The sequence below is a fragment of the Halomonas sp. M4R1S46 genome (assembly GCF_025725685.1).
In the GTDB taxonomy this organism is placed as follows: domain Bacteria; phylum Pseudomonadota; class Gammaproteobacteria; order Pseudomonadales; family Halomonadaceae; genus Halomonas.
On the sequence record NZ_CP107008.1, the window covers coordinates 866,427 to 884,777 of the forward strand.

Consider the following 18,351-nt stretch of genomic DNA (forward strand, 5'->3'; position numbering starts at 1 on the left):
GCGCCAATCAGGCGGCGCGACGAGCCAGTTCGGGGGATTGACCCCCATCATGGCAGCGTCGCCGCCTGATCGTGCCGCCCGGCCCAGCGACGGCGTCCTCCCGGGGGCGCCGTCGCCTTTTTGTAGCCCCCGCCTAGCCGATTGCGACATCGGCATGCCATTGGCGACGCCGGGAGTCACTCCCGGCGTTGTCAGCCCTCGGGGGTGGTGCCAACATGCGATAAGCATGCCGACAAAGATCACAACGAGTGTCCCATGACCGTCCAGACCGTGACCCCCAAGCGCCGCTTTCGCGGCAAGCCCCGAGGCCGTGAGCTCGACCCCGCCGCGCTCGACTCGCTGCGGCGGCTATTGGGTGACGAGCGAGAGGAGCCCGAACGCCGCCACCGCGACCTGCTGATCGAGCATCTCCATGTCATCCAGGACGACCGCGGCCATCTGGCCCTGGCCGATCTGCGCGCGCTGGCCGCCTACATGAACCTGCCGATGGCGGCGGTCTACGAGACCGCCACCTTCTACGCCCACTTCGACGTGGTCCATGACGACCAGGCCCCGCCTCCGGCGGTCACGGTGCGCGTCTGCGACTCGCTGTCCTGCCAGCTGGCCGGCGCCGCCACCCTCAAGGCCGAGCTCGAGGCCGGCGCCGACCCGGCGCGGGTCCGCGTTCTGCGGGCGCCCTGCATGGGCCGCTGCGACATGGCCCCGGTGGTCGAGGTGGGCCACCGCCACGTCAACCATGCCACCCTGGAGGCGGTGGAGGCGGTAGTGGATACCGGCCACTTCCATCCCGAGGCGATCCTCTGGCAGCGGCTCGAGGCTTACCGGGATGCCGGCGGCTATCGCCTGCTGGCCGACTGCCGGGCCGGCAAGGTGAGCGTGGAATGCCTGATGGAGACCCTGGAGACCGCCAACCTGCGCGGCCTGGGCGGCGCCGGCTTCCCGACCTTCAAGAAGTGGCACTTCGTGCGGGCCGAGGCGGGGCCGCGCTACTGCGCGATCAATGCCGACGAGGGCGAACCCGGCACCTTCAAGGACCGCCACTACCTGGAGCGCGAGCCCCATCGTTTCCTGGAGGGCGCGCTGGTCAGCGCCTGGGCGGTGGAGGCCGAGGCGCTCTACATCTACCTGCGCGACGAATATCCCGGCCTGCACCGGGTGCTCCACGAGGCGATCGCCGAGCTGGAGGCCGCCGGCCTGGCCGCACCGGGCTACATCGTGATGCGCCGCGGCGCCGGGGCCTACATCTGCGGCGAGGAGTCGGCGATGATCGAGTCGCTGGAGGGCAAGCCGGGCAAGCCCCGGCATCGCCCCCCCTTCGTCGCCCAGCGCGGGCTCTTCGACCGTCCGACCCTGGTCAACAACGTCGAGACCGTCTACTGGATCCCGACGATCTGGGCCCGCGGCGCGGCCTGGTTCGCCGACCAGGGACGCCACGGACGCAAGGGGCTGCGCAGCTTCTCGGTCTCCGGCCGGGTCAATCGCCCCGGCGTCCACCTGGCGCCGGCGGGCATCACCCTGGGCGAGCTGATCGAGGAATACTGCGGCGGCCTGCCGGCGGGCCACCGACTGGCCGCCTACCTGCCCGGCGGGGCCTCCGGCGGCATCCTGCCGGCCTCCAAGGCGGATATCCCGCTGGACTTCGACACCCTCCAGGAGCATGGCTGCTTCATCGGCTCGGCGGCCATCATCGTGCTCTCCGACCAGGACGACCTGCGCGCCGCCGCCACCAACCTGCTGGCCTTCTTCGCCGACGAGTCCTGCGGCCAGTGCACGCCCTGCCGGGTGGGCACCGAGAAGATGCTGACCCTGCTCGAGCGTGACACCTGGCAGGCCGCGGACCTTGAGCGGCTCTCCCGGGTGATGGTGGACGCCTCCATCTGCGGCCTCGGCCAGGCCGCGCCCAACCCGGTGCTGGGACTGCTCCGGGACTTCCGCGACGAACTCGCCGCGCAGAACGTGATCGTGAAAGGGTAGGGAGACATACCATGACGACCGAGACCTTTACCCTGACCCTGGACGGCGTGGACGTCAGCGCCCAGCCCGGGGAGACCCTCTGGCAGGTGGCCAAGCGGGCCGGGGAGACCATCCCGCACCTGTGCTTCAAGGACGCCTACGGCTACCGGGCCGACGGCAACTGCCGGGCCTGCATGGTGGAGATCGAGGGCGAGCGCGCCCTGGCCGCCAGCTGCCTGCGCGAGGCGCGCCCCGGCATGGTGGTCAAGAGCGCCTCCTCGGAGCGGGCCCGCACCTCCCGGGAGGGCGTGCTGGAGCTGCTGGTCGCCGACCAGCCGGACCGCGAGGACGGCCCCGACCGCTCGAGCCATTTCTGGGACATGGCCGACCAGCTGGCCATCGACGCCGACGCCGTCCGCCAGTGGCTGCCGTCGCGCGACGAGCGGGCGACGCCCACCGTCCATCATGTCCCCGAACGGGACGCCTCGCCGGTGCATGATCGCTCCCACTCGGCGATGGCCGTCAACCTCGACGCCTGCATCGAGTGCAACCTCTGCGTGAGGGCCTGCCGCGAGGTGCAGGTCAATGACGTCATCGGCCTCGCCAACCGCGGCAGTGCCGCCAAGATCGTCTTCGACTTCGACGATCCCATGGGCGACAGCACCTGCGTGGCCTGTGGCGAGTGCGTCCAGGCCTGTCCCACCGGCGCCCTGATGCCGGCCACCCTGGTCGACGAGGCGGGGCGCGGCGATTCGCTGGCCGCCGATCGCCAGGTCGACTCGGTGTGCCCCTACTGCGGCGTGGGCTGTCAGCTCACCTATCACGTCAAGGACGACGAGATCCTGCACGTCTCCGGTCGTGACGGGCCCTCCAACCACAACCGCCTGTGCGTCAAGGGTCGCTTCGGCTTCGACTATCCGAAGCATCCCTCGCGGCTCACCACCCCGCTGATCCGCAAGCCCGGGGTGCCCAAGGGGATCGATCCGTCCTTCGATCCGGCCGACCCGACCACCCATTTCCGCGAGGCGAGCTGGGACGAGGCCCTGGACCTGGCGGCCAAGGGGCTGACCGACCTCAAGGCGGCCCACGGCCCCGACGCCCTCGCCGGCTTCGGCAGCGCCAAGTGCTCCAACGAGGAGGCCTGGCTGTTCCAGAAGCTGGTGCGCACCGGCTTCGGTTCCAACCATGTCGACCACTGCACCCGGCTGTGCCACGCCAGCTCGGTGGCGGCGCTGATGGAGTGCATCGGCTCCGGGGCGGTCACGGCCTCCTTCATGCAGGCCAGCCAGGCCGACGTGGTGATCCTCACCGGCTGCAACCCGGCGGTGAACCATCCGGTGGCGGCGACCTTCTTCAAGCAGGCCGCCAAGCGGGGCACCAGGTTCCTCATCCTCGATCCCAAGGGCCAGGCCATGAGCGCCTATGCCCACAAGACCCTGCGCTTCACCCCTGGGGCGGACGTGTCGCTGTTCAACGCCATGCTCAACGTCATCGTCTCCGAGGACCTGGTCGACCACGACTACATCGCCGAGCATACCGAGGGCTTCGCCGCCCTGGCCGAGCACGTCCGCGACATGACGCCGGAGGCCATGGCGCCGAGCTGTGGCGTGTCCCCCGAGGAGATCCGCCAGGTGGCACGGGAGTACGCCAACGCCGAGCGCGCCATGATCTTCTGGGGCATGGGCATCTCCCAGCACGTTCACGGCACCGACAACGCCCGTTGCCTGATCTCCCTGGCCCTGGCCTGCGGCCATACCGGCCGGCCCGGCACCGGGCTTCACCCGCTGCGTGGCCAGAACAACGTCCAAGGCGCCTCGGATGCGGGCCTGATCCCCATGGTCCTGCCGGACTACCAGCCGGTGGGCGACGCCCAGGTGCGCGCCGCCTTCGAGGAGCTGTGGGCCACCCCGTTGGAGGAGCGGCCGGGCCTCACCGTGGTGGAGATCATGGACGCCATCCATGCCGGCACCATCAAGGGCATGTACATCCAGGGCGAGAACCCGGCCATGTCCGACCCGGACCTGGAGCACGCCCGCCAGGCGCTCGGCGAGCTCGAGCACCTGGTGGTGCAGGACCTCTTCGTCACCGAGACCGCCCAGTTCGCCGACGTCATCCTGCCCGCCTCGGCCTGGCCGGAGAAGGATGGCACCGTGACCAACACCAATCGCCAGGTGCAGCTGGGCCGCCAGGCCATGCCGCTGCCCGGCGAGGCCAGGCCCGACTGGTGGATCATCCAGGAGATCGCCCGGCGCTTCGGCCTGGCCTGGGACTACGGGCATCCCCGGGAGGTCTTCGCCGAGATGACGCGCGGCATGCCGTCCCTCGACCACATCACCTGGGAGCGCCTGGAGCGCGAAGAGTCGGTGATGTATCCCTGTCCGTCGGACGATTCGCCGGGCGAGGACGTGGTGTTCGGTGAGGCCTTCCCCACCGCCTCCGGCAAGGCGAAGTTCACGCCGACCCTGCCGCTGCCGCCGGACGAGCCCGTCGACGGTGACTACCCCACCGTGTTGACTACCGGTCGCCAGCTCGAGCACTGGCATACCGGGTCCATGACGCGTCGTGCCCGGGTCCTCGATGACCTGGAGCCGGAGGCCGTGGCCAGCCTGGCCCCGGGCGAGTTGCGTCGTCTCCGCCTCGCTCCCGGCGAGCCGGTGACCATCATCACCCGACGTGGCGAGATCACGCTCAGGACCCGAGTCGATCCGGAGATGGCCGAGGGCATGGTGTTCGTGCCCTTCTGCTATGCCGAGGCGGCGGCCAATGTGCTGACCAACCCGGCGCTGGACCCCGACGGCAAGATTCCCGAGTTCAAGTATGCCGCCTGCCGGCTGGCGCCGGCGGCCGTCGAGGCGCTGTCCTGAACGCGGCGCGGACAATGGAGGAAACCACCATGATGATCGTCGACCTCATCGATGGGGATGACTTCCGCGACCGGCTGGTCGCCCTGGGCATCCGCATTCCGGAGGGCGCCTGCCCCGAGACCTGTGCGCGCATGGCGTTGCTCAAGCACATGGAGGTCGGGGTGCCGGGCCTGCAGGACCTGGTGCGCGAGCTGATGGTTCACACCGATGTCATGCTGCCGTCGGTGCGCGCGGCGATCGAGCGTTTCCTGCTGCCCGGCCTGCGCTGATCTCGCGCCCCGCCGCCGCCGCGGCGGGGCGTCTGGGGGCGGCGTCTTGCCATGGGGCGTCGCGGCGGTACCGACACGAAAAAGGCCCCGCCGATGGCGGGGCCTTTGCGTGGGAGGACGGCGACTCGGCTCTAGGCCAGTTGGAGGTCCGGCGCGCTGTGGCCCAGGTTCTCCAGCATGCGCTCGCTGTACCAGTCGATGAAGTCGATGACCCCGAACTCGTAGGTCTCGGAGTAGGGGCCCGGCTGGTAGGCCTTGGAGTTGATGCCGCGCTGATTCTCCTCGGCCAGGCGCCGGTCCTGGTCGTTGGTGGCGTCCCACACCTTGCGCATCTGCTCGGGGACGTAGTCGACCCCTTCCACGGCGTCCTTGTGCACCAGCCACTTGGTGGTCACCACGGTCTGCTGCGGGCCGAGCGGCATGACCCGGAACACGATGGCGTGGTCGCCCATGAAGTGGTTCCAGGAGTTGGGCAGGTGCAGGATGCGCAGCGACCCCAGGTCGGCGCTCTGCAGGTTGCCCATCAGCTTCTGGCAGGCTCGCTTGCCGTCCATGGTCATCGACTCCGCGCCGTCCAGCAGCGGGGTGCGGGTCAGGCGGTTACGACGGTCGAGGCGCGTGAGCTTGTAGGGCACGCACTGGGCTTCCCAGTCGGCCTGCTTGCGCGCGACCAGTTCCTTGTAGGCCGGGGTGGCGCGGGGGTCGTCGGTGTCGTCGAACTCCTGCAGGGAGTTGAGCAGTTCCGGATGAGCGCCGTTGCAGTGGTAGCACTCGCGGTTGTTCTCCAGCACCAGCTTCCAGTTGCACTGCTCGACGATGCTGGACTCCACGGCGACCTTGAGGTTATCCATGTCGTAGGGCGACAGGTAGTGATCCAGTGTCTCGAGGAAGCCGTCGATTTCCGGGGCCTCGTCGGCCAGGCTGACGAAGATGAAGCCGCCGCCGGTGCGCACGTGGACCGGCTTGAGGCCGTGGGACGCGAGGTCGAAGTCCTTGCCCATCTCGGTGCCGGCGAACAGCAGGCGGCCGTCCAGTTCGTAGGTCCACTGGTGGTAGGGGCAGACCAGCTTAGCCACCTTGCCCTTGTCGGTGACGCACAGGCGCGAGCCGCGGTGACGGCAGACATTGTGGAAGGCATGCACTTCACCGTCGTTGCCGCGCACGACCACCACCGGGTTGTCGCCGACCTCGAGGGTGATGAAGTTGCCCTTGGCGGGAATCTCGGAAGTCATGCCGACGAATAGCCACTCCTTCTCGAAGATCTCCTGCATGTCGAGGGCGAACAGCCGCTCGTCGTTGTAGAAGGGCTGGGGCAGCGAGTAGTTCTGCCGGCGGTTGGCCAGCATCTCGGCGGTGGCCTCGCGTGCCGGAGCCAGGGGGTCATCCAGGCGGGCAGGTGACAGTGAATCCATGGTGGGACGCTTCCTCATTACTGGGCTGTTGCGGCAGCCTCGGGATAGTTGACAGGCAAGCCAAGGTCTAGCGGGCCACGCCCCGGTGGGCCCCGCGGCGGTGAGGTGAGTTTGAAACAGCGGTCAGAAGAGAAGTTGTCTGTTGGCGACGTAGCGTGATGCGTCAGCGACCCCATCCACAACGAAAAGTGGGGGGGGTGGACGCGATGGGCATGCCTATGTCGCAGACAGACAAGTGGCATTCGGCGGGGGTGCGCAGAATTCGCTCAACGGCAGGCGGAGTCATCGCGGTCGGAGACCTTCATGCAGCACCCCAGGCGACACTAATCATGACAATGAGCTTCTTGAACCCCGTCACTACCCAGACCTGGACCAACGGTCGTCACCTGGTGCGTTGCGTCAAGGTGATCCAGGAGACCTGGGATACCCGTACCTTCTGCTTCATGGCCGAGCAGCCGGTCATGTTCTTCTTCAAGCCGGGTCAGTTCGTGACCCTGGAGCTGGAGATCGATGGCGAGCAGATCATGCGATCCTACACCATCTCCAGCTCGCCGTCGGTGCCCTACAGCTTCTCGATCACCGTCAAGCGCATGCCGGGGGGCAAGGTCTCCAACTGGCTGCACGACAACCTCAAGGTCAACGACGAGCTGGCGGTGCACGGCCCGGTGGGCAACTTCAACGTCATGGACTATCCCGCCGAGAAGCTACTGCTGCTCTCCGGCGGCGTCGGCATCACGCCGCTGATGTCGATGATGCGCTGGCTGTTCGATACCAATGCCGCCGTGGACGTGGAGTTCATCCACAGCGCCCGTACGCCGAAGGACGTGATCTACCATCGCGAGCTGGAGCACATCTTCTCGCGGATTCCCGAGTTCAAGCTGCATATCGTCTGCGAGCACAGCGACGCGCTGGGGGAGGCCTGGTCGGGGTTCCGAGGCTACCTGACCCAGCCGATGCTGGAGCTGATGGCGCCGGACTTCATGGATCGCGAGATCTTCTGCTGTGGCCCGACGCCCTACATGAAGGCGGTGAAGCAGCTACTCGAGCAGAACAGCTTCGACATGAGCCGCTACCACGAGGAGTCCTTCGGTGCCACGCCGCTGGACGTCCAGGAGGAGGTGCTCGAGCACGCCGAGCAGGCCGAGGCCGCGGCCGAGGAGCTCGACGCCGCCGACCTGATCAGCGTCGAGTTCAGCACGACCGGCAAGAGCGTGCGCATCCAGCCCGACGAGACGGTGCACACCGCCGCTGCCAAGCTGGGGCTGCACATTCCCAAGGCCTGCGGCATGGGCATCTGCGGCACCTGCCGGGTGCAACTGACCTCCGGCGAGGTGGAGATGGACCACAACGGTGGCATCACCGACGAGGACGTCGCCGAGGGCTACATCCTCTCCTGCTGCAGCAAGCCCAAGGGTGACTTGGTGGTGGATTACTGATCGCGCTTCTCGACGAGCCCGCCGCTAGTCGGCGGGCTCGAGTCGGAAGAGCCCGCCGTCGGGCCGGTCGTTAAGCAGGTAGACGTATCCGTCCGGGCCCTGGCGCACGTCGCGGATGCGCCCGATCTGGCCGTCGAGCAGCACCTCGGCCCGGCGCACCGTATCGCCGTCCACGCTCAAGCGGACGAGCCGCTGGCTGCGCAGGCCGCCGGCCAGCAGGTCGCCCCGCCAGCGGGGAAAGTGCCGACTGCCGACATGGGCCAGTCCCGATGGCGCATAACGCCCCTCGAACACGAACAGGGGATCGCGCATGCCCGGCGCGCTGTCGCGGCCGATCGGCTGGTTGGTGGCGTAGTCCCTGCCGAGGGTCACCTCCGGCCAGCCATAGTTGACCCCCGCCTCGATGCGGTTGATCTCGTCGCCGGTGCGTGGCCCATGCTCGCTGGCCCAGACGGTGCCGTCGGTCGCCACGCTCAGGCCCTGGATATTGCGGTTGCCCAGGGTGTAGACCGCATCGGCCATCTGCGGGTCGTCGACGAAGGGGTTGTCGGCGGGGATGCCGCCGGTCTCGGTCAGGCGAATCACGCTGCCGGCATGGTCGCCACCGTCCTGGGCCCGACGCCCTTCGCCACGATCACCGATGGTCAGCAACAGGGTACCGTCCTGCCGCCAGACGAGGCGCCCGCCGTAATGATGGGTGGGGGGCGAGAAGTGCGCCTGGGCGAAGATCTCCTCGACCTCGGTGAGCCGGGTGCCGGACAGCCGCGCCCGGCTCACCGCCGTGCCCGTGCCGCCGCGGCCGGGCCGCGCGTAGCTGACGTAGAGCCAGTCATGCTCGCCATCGCCGTATTCGGGGTGCAGCGCCAGGTCGAGCAGCCCGCCCTGGCTCCGGGCTGCCACCCGGGGCACGCCGTCGATGCGGCGGGTATGGCCCTGGCCATCGATCAACGCCAGCCGGCCGGGTCGCTCGCTGACCAGGAAGCGGCCGTCGGGCAGGAAGGCGACCGACCAGGGGTGCTCGAGGCCCTCGGCCAGGCGCACCAGGCGGACGTCATGGGCCGCGCCGTCGATCCGCTCGGCGATCACCGTGGCGGCCGGGGCATGGCCGCCGGCGACCAGCAGCAGGGCGGCGAGCCACCAGGCGCCGCGATGACGAGGGGGCACGAGGGTGTCGGGGCGTGGGCGAAGCGGGGCGGCGGGCATCATGAGGCGTCTCCCTGTCGCGGCTTGGTCACCGGTCTCGTTCACTCTAGCAGTCCGGGCGCGACGTGGACGGGGAGCCGGGTGTCGATCCCGTCGCCGCCCGGGGCTTTGCTTTCCGGCCCGGGCTGCCGGACACTGGTCCCCTACGTCACCGAGCGGGAGTGAAGAGCACCGATCCCATGAGTCATCCCCACGAGGGCGAGCCGTTGTCCATCGGCTTCGTCCTGTTGCGTCGGTTCACCATGCTGCCCTTCGCGGCCTTCGTCGACTGCTTGCGCCTGGCGGCGGACGAGGGCGATCGCAGCCGCCAGCTGCGCTGCCACTGGGTGTTCATGACCAGCGCCGGCCAGGACGCCATCTCCAGCTGCGGGGCGGCCGTCACCCCCTGCACGGCCTTCCGCGAGCCGGCGGACTTCGACTACATCGTGGTCATCGGCGGGGTCCAGGACGAGCATGACGCCGTCGACGAGACGGCGATCGCCTACCTGCGCCGGACGGCCGACGCGGGTGTTCCGCTGGTGGGGGTCTGCACCGGTGTCTTCGCGCTGATCCAGGCCGGGTTGATGAACGGCCGGCGCTGCTGCGTCAGCTGGTACCACCATGGCGACCTCACCCGCCGCTTTCCCGAGATCGAGCCGGTGGCCGACCGCCTGTTCATCGATGACGGCCACCTGCTGACCTGCGCGGGGGGCATCGCCTCCGCCGACCTGGCCGCGCACCTGGTGGAGCGCCACCTGGGTAAGGCCTGGGCCATGAAGAGCCTGCATATCATGCTCATCGACGAGGCCCGTCGCGGCGAGCATCCCCAGCCCCAGCCGGTGGTCTTCGACAAGGTCGAGGACCGGCTGGTGCGTCGCGCCATCGCCATCCTCGAGCAGCATCTCGGCGAGCCGCTCGGCGTGGATGCCCTCGCCGACCGACTCGGCACCTCGCGGCGCAACCTGGAACGGCGCTTCCGCGAGGCGCTGGGGGTCGGGCCCCGCAAGTTCGCCCGCGACCTGCGCCTGCGCTATGGCCTGTGGCTGCTGCACTACACCGCCAAGAGCGTCACCGAGATCGGCGAGCGCTGCGGGTTCGCCGATACCGCGCACTTCTCGCGGCACTTCCGTGACGCCTTCGGTGCCACCCCCTCGGCGGTGCGCAAGTCGGCGGGGGAGGGCGATGGCGCCGCGGTGGATCCCTTCTTCCTGCATATCGAGGCCCGGCCGGCGAGCGGCTAGACGGCGGGCGATCGACGTGGCAGGGGGCCGGCGCCGGGGCATCGGCCCTTTTCTACGCAAGAGTCGGGAAAAATACAAAAGTCGGTAAAAATGAAAGTCCTTTATAAACAGATTGTTAGGTCGGTATGTCGCGAACGTTATGGGAAAGATGTCGCAAACGTTCAATCTTCCCGGGGCGGAATTGGCTATCAATGACGGCCAGGGTGAGAACGCGGCGGCCAGGATCGGCCGGCTGTCTTCCGCGAGGATGTCGGTGTCGTTTCCAGGATACCGCGCGTTCCACTTTTTCTTAACGTTGTGAAGCCAATCCCCAGGGTGATGCCATGAACGCCAACAACCTTACAACAGCCGATCCCCAGATCGCCGCCGCCATCGCCGACGAGGTGGCGCGTCAGGAAGCCCACATCGAGCTGATCGCCTCCGAGAACTACGCCAGTCCCCAGGTCATGGAAGCCCAGGGGAGCCAGCTGACCAACAAGTACGCCGAGGGCTATCCCGGCAAGCGCTACTATGGCGGTTGCGAGCACGTTGACGTGGTCGAGCAACTGGCCATCGAGCGCGCCTGCGCGCTGTTCGGCGCCGACTACGCCAACGTCCAGCCGCATTCCGGCGCCCAGGCCAATGCCGCGGCCTTCATGGCCCTGGTCTCGCCCGGCGACACCGTGCTGGGCATGAGCCTGGCCCACGGCGGCCACCTGACCCACGGCGCCGCGCCGAACTTCTCCGGCAAGTACTACAACGCCGTGCAGTACGGCCTGAACCCGGACACCGGCGAGATCGACTATGACGAGGTCGAGCGCCTGGCTCACGAGCACCAGCCCAAGCTGATCATCGCCGGCTTCTCGGCCTACTCCCGGGTCATCAACTGGCGGCGTTTCCGCGACATCGCCGACGCCGTGGGCGCCTGGCTGATGGTCGACATGGCGCATGTCGCCGGCCTGGTCGCGGCCGGCCACTACCCGAGCCCGCTGCCCCACGCCCATGTGGTGACCACCACCACCCACAAGACCCTGCGCGGTCCCCGCGGCGGCCTGATCCTCTCCGCCAGCGGCGACGAGGCCCTCTACAAGAAGCTCAACGGCGCAGTCTTCCCGGGCCAGCAGGGCGGCCCGCTGATGCACGTCATCGCCGCCAAGGCGGTGGCCTTCCGCGAGGCCATGAGCCAGGACTTCGTGCGCTACCAGGCCCAGGTCATCGACAACGCCCGGGCCATGGCGCAGGTCTTCGTCGAGCGCGGCTTCGACGTGGTCTCCGGCGGCACCGACGATCACCTCTTCCTGGTCTCGCTGATCAAGCAGGGCGTGACCGGCAAGGACGCCGATGCCGCCCTGGGCCGGGCGCATATCACCGTCAACAAGAACGCCGTGCCCAATGACCCCCAGAGCCCCTTCGTGACCTCGGGCCTGCGCATCGGCACCCCGGCGGTGACCACCCGCGGCTTCGGCCAGGCCGACTGCGAGGCCCTGGCCGGCTGGATCTGCGACATCCTCGACACCCTGGCCGCCGAGACCGACACCACCGAGGTCGAGTCCGAGGTGCGTGGCAAGGTCGCCGAGCTGTGCGACCGCCACGCCGTCTATGCCAAGGCCGTCGCCGAGCAGACCGGTACTGCCACCGCGTGAGCCCGTTCCCGCCGGCCCCCGGCGGGACCCTCGAGGAGATATCTATGCAACGTTATTCAGGCTTCGGGCTGGTCAAGCACGCACTCAGCCACCACGAGAACTGGCAGCGCCAGTGGCGCAACCCCACGCCCAAGAAGGCGTACGACGTCATCATCATCGGTGGTGGCGGCCATGGCCTGGGGACCGCCTATTACCTGGCCAAGGAATTCGGCATCAAGAATGTCGCCGTGATCGAGAAGGGCTGGCTGGGCGGCGGCAATACCGCCCGCAACACCACCATCGTCCGTTCCAACTACCTGTGGGACGAGGCGGCGGCCCTCTACGAGCACTCCATGAAGCTGTGGGAGGGGCTGTCCCAGGACCTCAACTACAACGTCATGTTCTCCCAGCGCGGCGTGCTCAACCTGGGCCATACCCTGCAGGACATGCGTGACATCCAGCGCCGGGTCAACGCCAACCGCCTGAACGGCATCGACGGCGAGGTGCTCGACGCCAAGGGCGTCCAGGAGCTGGTGCCGATCATGGACTGCTCGAAGAACGCCCGCTATCCGGTGCTCGGCGCCTCCTGGCAGCCACGGGCTGGCGTGGCCCGCCACGATGCCGTGGCCTGGGGCTTCGCCCGTGCCGCCGACGCCCATGGCGTGGACATCCTGCAGCAGACCGAGGTCACCGGCTTCAAGATCCGTGACGGCCAGGTCTACGGGGTGCACACCAACCGCGGCGACATCGAGGCCAAGACCGTCGGCTGCGTGACCGCCGGCAACTCCGGCGTGCTGGCCGGCATGGCGGGCATCAAGCTGCCGCTGGAGTCGCATCCGCTGCAGGCGCTGGTCTCCGAGCCCCTCAAGCCGGTGCTCGACACCGTGGTGATGTCCAACCACGTGCACGGCTACATCAGCCAGTCCGACAAGGGCGACCTGGTCATCGGCGCGGGCATCGACGGCTACAACGGCTACGGGCAGCGCGGCAGCTACCCCACCGTGGAGCACACCCTGCAGGCCATCGTGGAGATGTTCCCGATCTTCTCCCGGGTGCGCATGAACCGCCAGTGGGGCGGCATCGTCGACACCTGCCCGGACGCCTGCCCGATCCTCTCCAAGACCAAGGTCAAGGGGCTGTACTTCAACTGTGGCTGGGGCACCGGCGGCTTCAAGGCCACCCCGGGATCGGCCCATGTGTTCGCCGCCAGCCTCGCCAAGGGCGAGATGCACCCGATCGCCGAGCCGTTCTCCATCGATCGCTTCAACACCGGAGCGCTGGTCGACGAGCACGGCGCCGCCGGCGTGGCCCACTAAGGAGATTCCGCCATGTTCTATATCCATTGCCCCTATTGCGGCGAGCTCCGGGAGGAGGAGGAATTTCATCCCAAGGGCCAGGCGCATATCGCCCGCCCCGCGGACCCCGCGGCCTGCAGCGACGAGGAATGGGGCGACTACCTGTTCTTCCGCGACAACCCCCGCGGCATCCATCACGAGCTGTGGGTGCACGCCGTGGGCTGCCGCAAGTTCTTCAATATCACCCGTCACACCGTGACCTACGAGATCCTCGAGACCTACAAGATGGGCGAGCAGCCGAGGTTCACCGCCGAGGATCCCGAGGGGCGCCTGTCCCAGGACGGCATCGAACCGGCATCGCTTCGTGAAGGAGTCCGCGCATGAGTCAGCTCAATCGTCTCGCCCGGGGCGGGCGCATCGACCGCTCCCGCAAGCTGAACTTCACCTTCAACGGCAAGCGCTATCAGGGCCATGCCGGCGATACCCTGGCATCGGCGCTGCTCGCCAATGGTGTCGATATTGTCAACCGCAGCTTCAAGTACTCGCGCCCCCGCGGCATCGTCGCCGCCGGCGCCGAGGAGCCCAATGCGGTGGTCCAGCTCGGCAAGACCGAGGCGGGCCAGGTGCCCAACGTGCGGGCCACCCAGCAAGCGCTGTTCGACGGCCTGGAGGCGCGCAGCACCAACGGCTGGCCGAACGTCCAGCGCGACCTGATGAGCCTGGTCGGCAAGCTGGGCGGCCAGTTCATGCCGCCGGGGTTCTACTACAAGACCTTCATGGCCCCGGCCTCCCTGTGGATGACCTACGAGAAGTACATCCGCAAGAGCGCGGGCCTGGGGCGCAGCCCCATGGAGAACGACCCGGACATCTACGACCACCTGCACCAGCACTGCGACGTGCTGGTGATCGGCGCCGGTCCGGCGGGCCTCACCGCGGCCCTGGCCGCGGCGCGCAGCGGTGCGCGGGTGATCCTGGTCGATGAGCAGGAGGAGATGGGCGGCTCGCTGCTGGATACCCGCGAGCTGCTCGACGACAAGCCGGCGGATCAGTGGGTCACCGAGGCCCTGAAGGAACTGGCCGGCCTGGACAACGTCACCCTGCTGCCGCGCACCACCGCCAACGGCTATCACGACCACCACTTCGTGACCCTCCACGAGCGGCGTACCGAGCATCTCGCCGAGACCGCCCCGCTCAAGGACGGTCGTCGCCAGGTGCGCTCGCGCATGCACCGCGTGCGCGCCGGCCGCGTCGTGCTGGCCACCGGCGCCCACGAGCGCCCGCTGGTCTATGGCAACAACGACGTGCCGGGCAACCTGCTGGCCGGGGCGGTCTCGACCTATGTCCGTCGCTATGGCGTCGTGCCGGGCAAGCGGCTGGTGCTCTCCACCAGCAACGACCATGCCTATCGCGCCGCCCTGGACTGGCTGGAGAGCGGTTGCGAGGTGGTGGCCATCGCCGACGCCCGCGCCAACCCCGACGGCGAGCTGGTCGAGCAGGCCCGGGCCCTGGGGATCCGCATCATCACCGGCAGCGCGGTGATCGAGGCCAAGGGCGAGAGCCGGGTCAACGGGGCGCGGGTGGCGAAGGTCGACCTGGACGGCTTCCGGGTCGCCGGCGCCGCCGAGACCCTGGACTGCGACACCATCGCCAGCTCCGGCGGTTACAGCCCGGTCATCCACCTGGCCTCCCACACCGGCGGCCGGCCGACCTGGCGGGATGACATCCTCGGCTTCGTGCCCACCCTGGTGAAGGGCGTGAGCGCGGCCGGCGGTGCCCAGGGTATCTATGCCACCGGCGAGGTGCTGGCCGACGGCGTCGAAGCGGGCCGCCAGGCAGCCACGGAAACCGGCTTCTCGGCGGCCTCGGTGAGCCTGCCCCGGGTTGCCGTACGTCGCGACGGCGCGGCCGTGGGCCTCTACCAGGTGCCCCACGAGAAGCCGACCCTGCGCGGGCCCAAGCAGTTCGTCGACCTGCAGAACGACGTCACCGCGGCGGGCATCGAGGTGGCCACTCGCGAGGGCTTCGAGTCCATCGAGCACGTCAAGCGCTACACCGCCATGGGCTTCGGTACCGACCAGGGCAAGCTCGGCAACATCAATGGCATGGCCATCGCCGCCCGCCTGTTGGGTCGCTCGATCCCCGAGGTCGGCACCACGGTGTTCCGTCCCAACTACACGCCGGTGACCTTCGGCGCCATCGTCGGCCGTCACTGCCGCGAGCTGTTCGATCCCGAGCGCTACACCGCGATGCACCAGTGGCACGTGGAGCACGGCGCCGAGTTCGAGGAGGTGGGTCAGTGGAAGCGTCCCTGGTACTTCCCGCGCAAGGTCAACGGCAAGACCGAGACCATGCACGAGGCGGTGGCCCGGGAGTGCCGGGCGGTGCGCGAGGCGGTGGGTATCCTGGATGCCTCCACCCTGGGCAAGATCGACATCCAGGGCCCGGATGCCCGCGAGTTCCTGGGTCGGGTCTACACCAACAAGTGGGCCAAGCTGGCCCCGGGGCGCGTGCGCTACGGGCTGATGTGCAAGGACGACGGCATGGTGTTCGACGACGGCACCACCAGCTGCCTGGGCGAGAACCACTTCCTGATGACCACCACCACCGGCGGTGCCGCCGGCGTGCTGGAGTGGCTGGAACTGTGGCACCAGACCGAGTGGCCGGAGCTCGACGTCTACTTCACCTCGGTGACCGATCACTGGGCGACCATGACCGTCACCGGGCCGGAGGCACGCAAGCTGATGTCGGAACTCACCGACATCGACCTGGACAAGGAAGCGTTCAAGTTCATGGACTGGCGCGAGGGCAGCGTGGCCGGCGTGCCGGCGCGGGTGTTCCGCATCTCCTTCACCGGCGAGCTGGCCTACGAGATCAACGTCCAGGCCAACTATGCCCTGCATGTCTGGGAGACGCTGTTCGCGCATGGCGAGAAGTACGGCCTGACGCCCTACGGCACCGAGACCATGCACGTGCTGCGCGCCGAGAAGGGTTTCATCATCGCCGGTCAGGACACCGACGGCTCGGTGACCCCGGAGGACCTCGGCATGCACTGGGCGGTCGGCTACGACAAGCCGTTCTCCTGGATCGGCCAGCGGGCACTGACCCGGCCGGATACCGCGCGCACCGACCGCAAGCAGCTGGTGGGCCTCAAGCCCAGGGACGCCAAGGTGGTGCTGGAGGAGGGTGCGCAGATCGTCTTCGACCCGAAACACGCCATCCCCATGCCCATGGTGGGGCACGTGACCTCGAGCTACTACAGCCCGACCCTCGACTCGGGCTTCGCCCTGGCGGTGGTCAAGGGCGGTCAGCAGAAGATGGGCGAGACCGTCTATCTGCCCATGGCCGACGGCCAGGTCCATGAGGCCGAGATCGTCAGCCCCATCTTCCTCGATCCCAAGGGAGAGCGTCAGAATGTCTAACGTCGCAACCTTCGATACCCGCACCGAGGCCAAGATCCCGGTGGAGTCGCCGCTGGCCTATTCCTACCGCCGCTCGGGGGCCCCGGCCCCCACCGGCAAGAGCCGGGTGGTGCTGCGCGAGCGGCCCTTCCTCGGCCACCTGATCCTGCGCGGTGGCGCCATCGTCCTCGACGAGGCGGTGCGCGAGGTGCTCGGTGTCTCGCTGCCGGGCGAGCCCCAGGGCCTGGTCCATGACGCCGACGGCGAGCGCAGCGTCCAGTGGCTGTCGCCGGACGAGTGGCTGGTCATCGTGCCCGGTGGCGAGGAGTTCACGCTCGAGAACCGGCTGCGCGAGGCCCTGGGCGATGCCCACTTCGCCATCAGCAACGCCAGCGGCGGCCAGACCCTGGTCGAGCTCGAGGGCGAGGCCGCCCGCGAGCTGTTGATGAAGTCGGTGATCTACGACGTCCATCCCAGCCACTTCCCGGTGGGCAAGGGCGTGACCACCGTGTTCGCCAAGACCACGGTGATCCTGCGCCGGCCCGCCGAGGACCGCTGGGAGCTGGTGGTGCGCCGCAGCTTCGCCGACTACACCTATCGCTGGCTGCTCGACGCCGGTGAGGAGTACGGTATCGGCGTGGAGCGCTGATTCCGGCCTCTTCCCTCACGTGCGTTTTCAGGCCGGGGCTCGCCCCGGCCTGCTTCGTCAGGAGACATCCCATGAGCCGTAATGCCGATACCTGGATCCTCACGGCCCAGTGTCCCAGCCGGTTGGGCACCGTGGACGTGGTCACCCGCTTCCTCAAGGAGCGCCGCTGCTACATCACCGAGCAGCAGTCCTTCGACGACCGCCACGCCGAGCGCTTCTTCATCCGCACCGAGTTTTACCCCCAGGACGCCGACTTCGACGCCGAGGCCTTCCAGGCTGCCTTCGCCGCCCGGGCCGGGGAGTTCGAGATGGTCTTCGAGCTGACCGCCCCGGACGCGCGGATGCCGGTGGTGATCATGGTCTCCAAGGCGGATCACTGTCTGAACGACCTGCTGTATCGCTACCGCACCGGTCAGCTGCCCATCGACATCCGCGCGGTGGTCTCCAACCATCCGGACCTCGAGGCCTTGGCCAGCTGGCATGGCCTGCCCTATTACCACTTCCCGATCACCGCGGACACCAAGGCCGAGCAGGAGGCCCGGGTCTGGAGCGTGATCGAGGAGACCGGCGCCGAGCTGGTGATCCTGGCCCGCTACATGCAGGTGCTGTCCAGCGGGATGTGCGAGAAACTCGCCGGCCGCGCCATCAATATCCACCATTCGCTGCTGCCCGGCTTCAAGGGCGCCAAGCCCTATCACCAGGCCTACGAGAAGGGCGTCAAGCTGGTCGGGGCCACCGCCCACTACATCAATGACGACCTCGACGAGGGACCGATCATCACCCAGGGCGTGGAACCCGTCAGCCATGCCGACTACCCGGAGGACCTGGTGGCCAAGGGGCGGGACGTGGAGTGCCTGACCCTGGCCCGGGCGGTGGCCTACCACGTGGAGCGGCGGGCCTTCCTGCACAAGCGCCGCACGGTGGTGTTCACCCGCTAGCCGGTCGCGAGACGGCGGGAGTGCCGCTGGCCCCTGCCGCCCGGGCGGTGGCCTACCACGTGGAGCGGCGGGCCTTCCTGCACAAGCGCCGCACGGTGGTGTTCACCCGCTAG

Annotated in this window: 13 protein-coding genes; 11 read left to right on the forward strand and 2 right to left on the reverse strand. The window is 68.5% G+C overall.

Translation table 11 applies throughout. The features are described 5' to 3' along the window. Positions 1-255: 255 nt before the first annotated feature. Genes OCT48_RS04130 through OCT48_RS04140 form a run of 3 tightly spaced genes read left to right on the forward strand, consistent with a single transcriptional unit; the run spans position 256 to position 5,086 of the window. Positions 256-1,974 carry an NADH-ubiquinone oxidoreductase-F iron-sulfur binding region domain-containing protein gene (locus OCT48_RS04130; RefSeq protein WP_263591463.1) on the forward strand — a complete coding sequence of 573 codons (1,719 nt, stop codon included), beginning with the start codon at positions 256-258 and terminating at the stop codon, positions 1,972-1,974. An 11-nt stretch (positions 1,975-1,985) separates the two neighbouring features. Then, positions 1,986-4,817, forward strand: coding sequence for a formate dehydrogenase subunit alpha (fdhF, locus tag OCT48_RS04135; protein WP_263591464.1), 2,832 nt, complete (start codon positions 1,986-1,988; stop codon positions 4,815-4,817). Positions 4,818-4,846: 29 nt separating this feature from the next. Then, entirely contained in the window at positions 4,847-5,086 is a 240-nt protein-coding gene (locus OCT48_RS04140; RefSeq protein WP_263591465.1) for a hypothetical protein, read from the forward strand. 131 nt (positions 5,087-5,217) lie between these two features. On the opposite strand, the gene OCT48_RS04145 is transcribed toward OCT48_RS04140, so the two are convergent. After that, the gene (locus OCT48_RS04145) at positions 5,218-6,498 is read right to left on the reverse strand and encodes an aromatic ring-hydroxylating oxygenase subunit alpha (RefSeq protein WP_263591466.1); all 1,281 of its coding nucleotides are present in this window, start codon (positions 6,496-6,498) and stop codon (positions 5,218-5,220) included. 329 nt (positions 6,499-6,827) lie between these two features. On the opposite strand from OCT48_RS04145, the gene OCT48_RS04150 reads away from it, so the two are divergent. Beyond that, positions 6,828-7,934 carry a hybrid-cluster NAD(P)-dependent oxidoreductase gene (locus tag OCT48_RS04150; protein ID WP_263591467.1) on the forward strand — a complete coding sequence of 369 codons (1,107 nt, stop codon included), beginning with the start codon at positions 6,828-6,830 and terminating at the stop codon, positions 7,932-7,934. Between the two features lie 24 nt (positions 7,935-7,958). On the opposite strand, the gene OCT48_RS04155 is transcribed toward OCT48_RS04150, so the two are convergent. Then, positions 7,959-9,140, reverse strand: a complete 1,182-nt coding sequence (locus OCT48_RS04155; protein WP_263591468.1) for a PQQ-dependent sugar dehydrogenase — start codon at positions 9,138-9,140, stop codon at positions 7,959-7,961. Positions 9,141-9,316: 176 nt separating this feature from the next. Between OCT48_RS04155 and OCT48_RS04160 the strand changes: the two genes are divergently transcribed. The 7 genes from OCT48_RS04160 (at position 9,317) to purU (ending at position 18,238) form a co-directional block, all read left to right on the forward strand. Then, positions 9,317-10,357, forward strand: coding sequence for a GlxA family transcriptional regulator (locus OCT48_RS04160; RefSeq protein ID WP_263591469.1), 1,041 nt, complete (start codon positions 9,317-9,319; stop codon positions 10,355-10,357). Positions 10,358-10,680: 323 nt separating this feature from the next. Continuing rightward, positions 10,681-11,979, forward strand: a complete 1,299-nt coding sequence (gene glyA / locus OCT48_RS04165) for a serine hydroxymethyltransferase (RefSeq protein ID WP_263591470.1) — start codon at positions 10,681-10,683, stop codon at positions 11,977-11,979. A gap of 44 nt (positions 11,980-12,023) precedes the next feature. Continuing rightward, positions 12,024-13,274 (forward strand): sarcosine oxidase subunit beta family protein, encoded by a 1,251-nt coding sequence (locus tag OCT48_RS04170; RefSeq protein WP_263591471.1) that lies wholly within the window; start codon positions 12,024-12,026, stop codon positions 13,272-13,274. A 12-nt stretch (positions 13,275-13,286) separates the two neighbouring features. Beyond that, complete coding sequence (locus OCT48_RS04175; protein WP_263591472.1) at positions 13,287-13,637, forward strand: sarcosine oxidase subunit delta; 351 nt, start codon at positions 13,287-13,289, stop codon at positions 13,635-13,637. Continuing rightward, on the forward strand, positions 13,634-16,672 hold the full coding sequence (locus tag OCT48_RS04180; RefSeq protein ID WP_263591473.1) for a sarcosine oxidase subunit alpha: 3,039 nt from the start codon (positions 13,634-13,636) through the stop codon (positions 16,670-16,672). Before OCT48_RS04175 ends, OCT48_RS04180 begins: the two co-directional genes overlap by 4 nt. Then, complete coding sequence (locus OCT48_RS04185; protein ID WP_263591474.1) at positions 16,665-17,300, forward strand: sarcosine oxidase subunit gamma; 636 nt, start codon at positions 16,665-16,667, stop codon at positions 17,298-17,300. The genes OCT48_RS04180 and OCT48_RS04185 overlap by 8 nt, the downstream gene beginning before the upstream one ends. Before the next feature lie 71 nt (positions 17,301-17,371). Continuing rightward, positions 17,372-18,238 carry a formyltetrahydrofolate deformylase gene (gene purU, locus OCT48_RS04190; protein WP_263591475.1) on the forward strand — a complete coding sequence of 289 codons (867 nt, stop codon included), beginning with the start codon at positions 17,372-17,374 and terminating at the stop codon, positions 18,236-18,238. The last annotated feature ends 113 nt before the right edge of the window (positions 18,239-18,351 follow it).

What these genes read in the sequence shown, in the direction of transcription:
- OCT48_RS04130 (WP_263591463.1), top strand. Translation starts at nt 256, where the DNA reads ATGACCGTCCAGACCGTGACCCCCAAGCGCCGCTTTCGCGGCAAGCCC.
- fdhF (WP_263591464.1), top strand. Translation starts at nt 1,986, where the DNA reads ATGACGACCGAGACCTTTACCCTGACCCTGGACGGCGTGGACGTCAGC.
- OCT48_RS04140 (WP_263591465.1), top strand. Translation starts at nt 4,847, where the DNA reads ATGATGATCGTCGACCTCATCGATGGGGATGACTTCCGCGACCGGCTG.
- OCT48_RS04145 (WP_263591466.1), bottom strand. Translation starts at nt 6,498, where the DNA reads ATGGATTCACTGTCACCTGCCCGCCTGGATGACCCCCTGGCTCCGGCA.
- OCT48_RS04150 (WP_263591467.1), top strand. Translation starts at nt 6,828, where the DNA reads ATGACAATGAGCTTCTTGAACCCCGTCACTACCCAGACCTGGACCAAC.
- OCT48_RS04155 (WP_263591468.1), bottom strand. Translation starts at nt 9,140, where the DNA reads ATGATGCCCGCCGCCCCGCTTCGCCCACGCCCCGACACCCTCGTGCCC.
- OCT48_RS04160 (WP_263591469.1), top strand. Translation starts at nt 9,317, where the DNA reads ATGAGTCATCCCCACGAGGGCGAGCCGTTGTCCATCGGCTTCGTCCTG.
- glyA (WP_263591470.1), top strand. Translation starts at nt 10,681, where the DNA reads ATGAACGCCAACAACCTTACAACAGCCGATCCCCAGATCGCCGCCGCC.
- OCT48_RS04170 (WP_263591471.1), top strand. Translation starts at nt 12,024, where the DNA reads ATGCAACGTTATTCAGGCTTCGGGCTGGTCAAGCACGCACTCAGCCAC.
- OCT48_RS04175 (WP_263591472.1), top strand. Translation starts at nt 13,287, where the DNA reads ATGTTCTATATCCATTGCCCCTATTGCGGCGAGCTCCGGGAGGAGGAG.
- OCT48_RS04180 (WP_263591473.1), top strand. Translation starts at nt 13,634, where the DNA reads ATGAGTCAGCTCAATCGTCTCGCCCGGGGCGGGCGCATCGACCGCTCC.
- OCT48_RS04185 (WP_263591474.1), top strand. Translation starts at nt 16,665, where the DNA reads ATGTCTAACGTCGCAACCTTCGATACCCGCACCGAGGCCAAGATCCCG.
- purU (WP_263591475.1), top strand. Translation starts at nt 17,372, where the DNA reads ATGAGCCGTAATGCCGATACCTGGATCCTCACGGCCCAGTGTCCCAGC.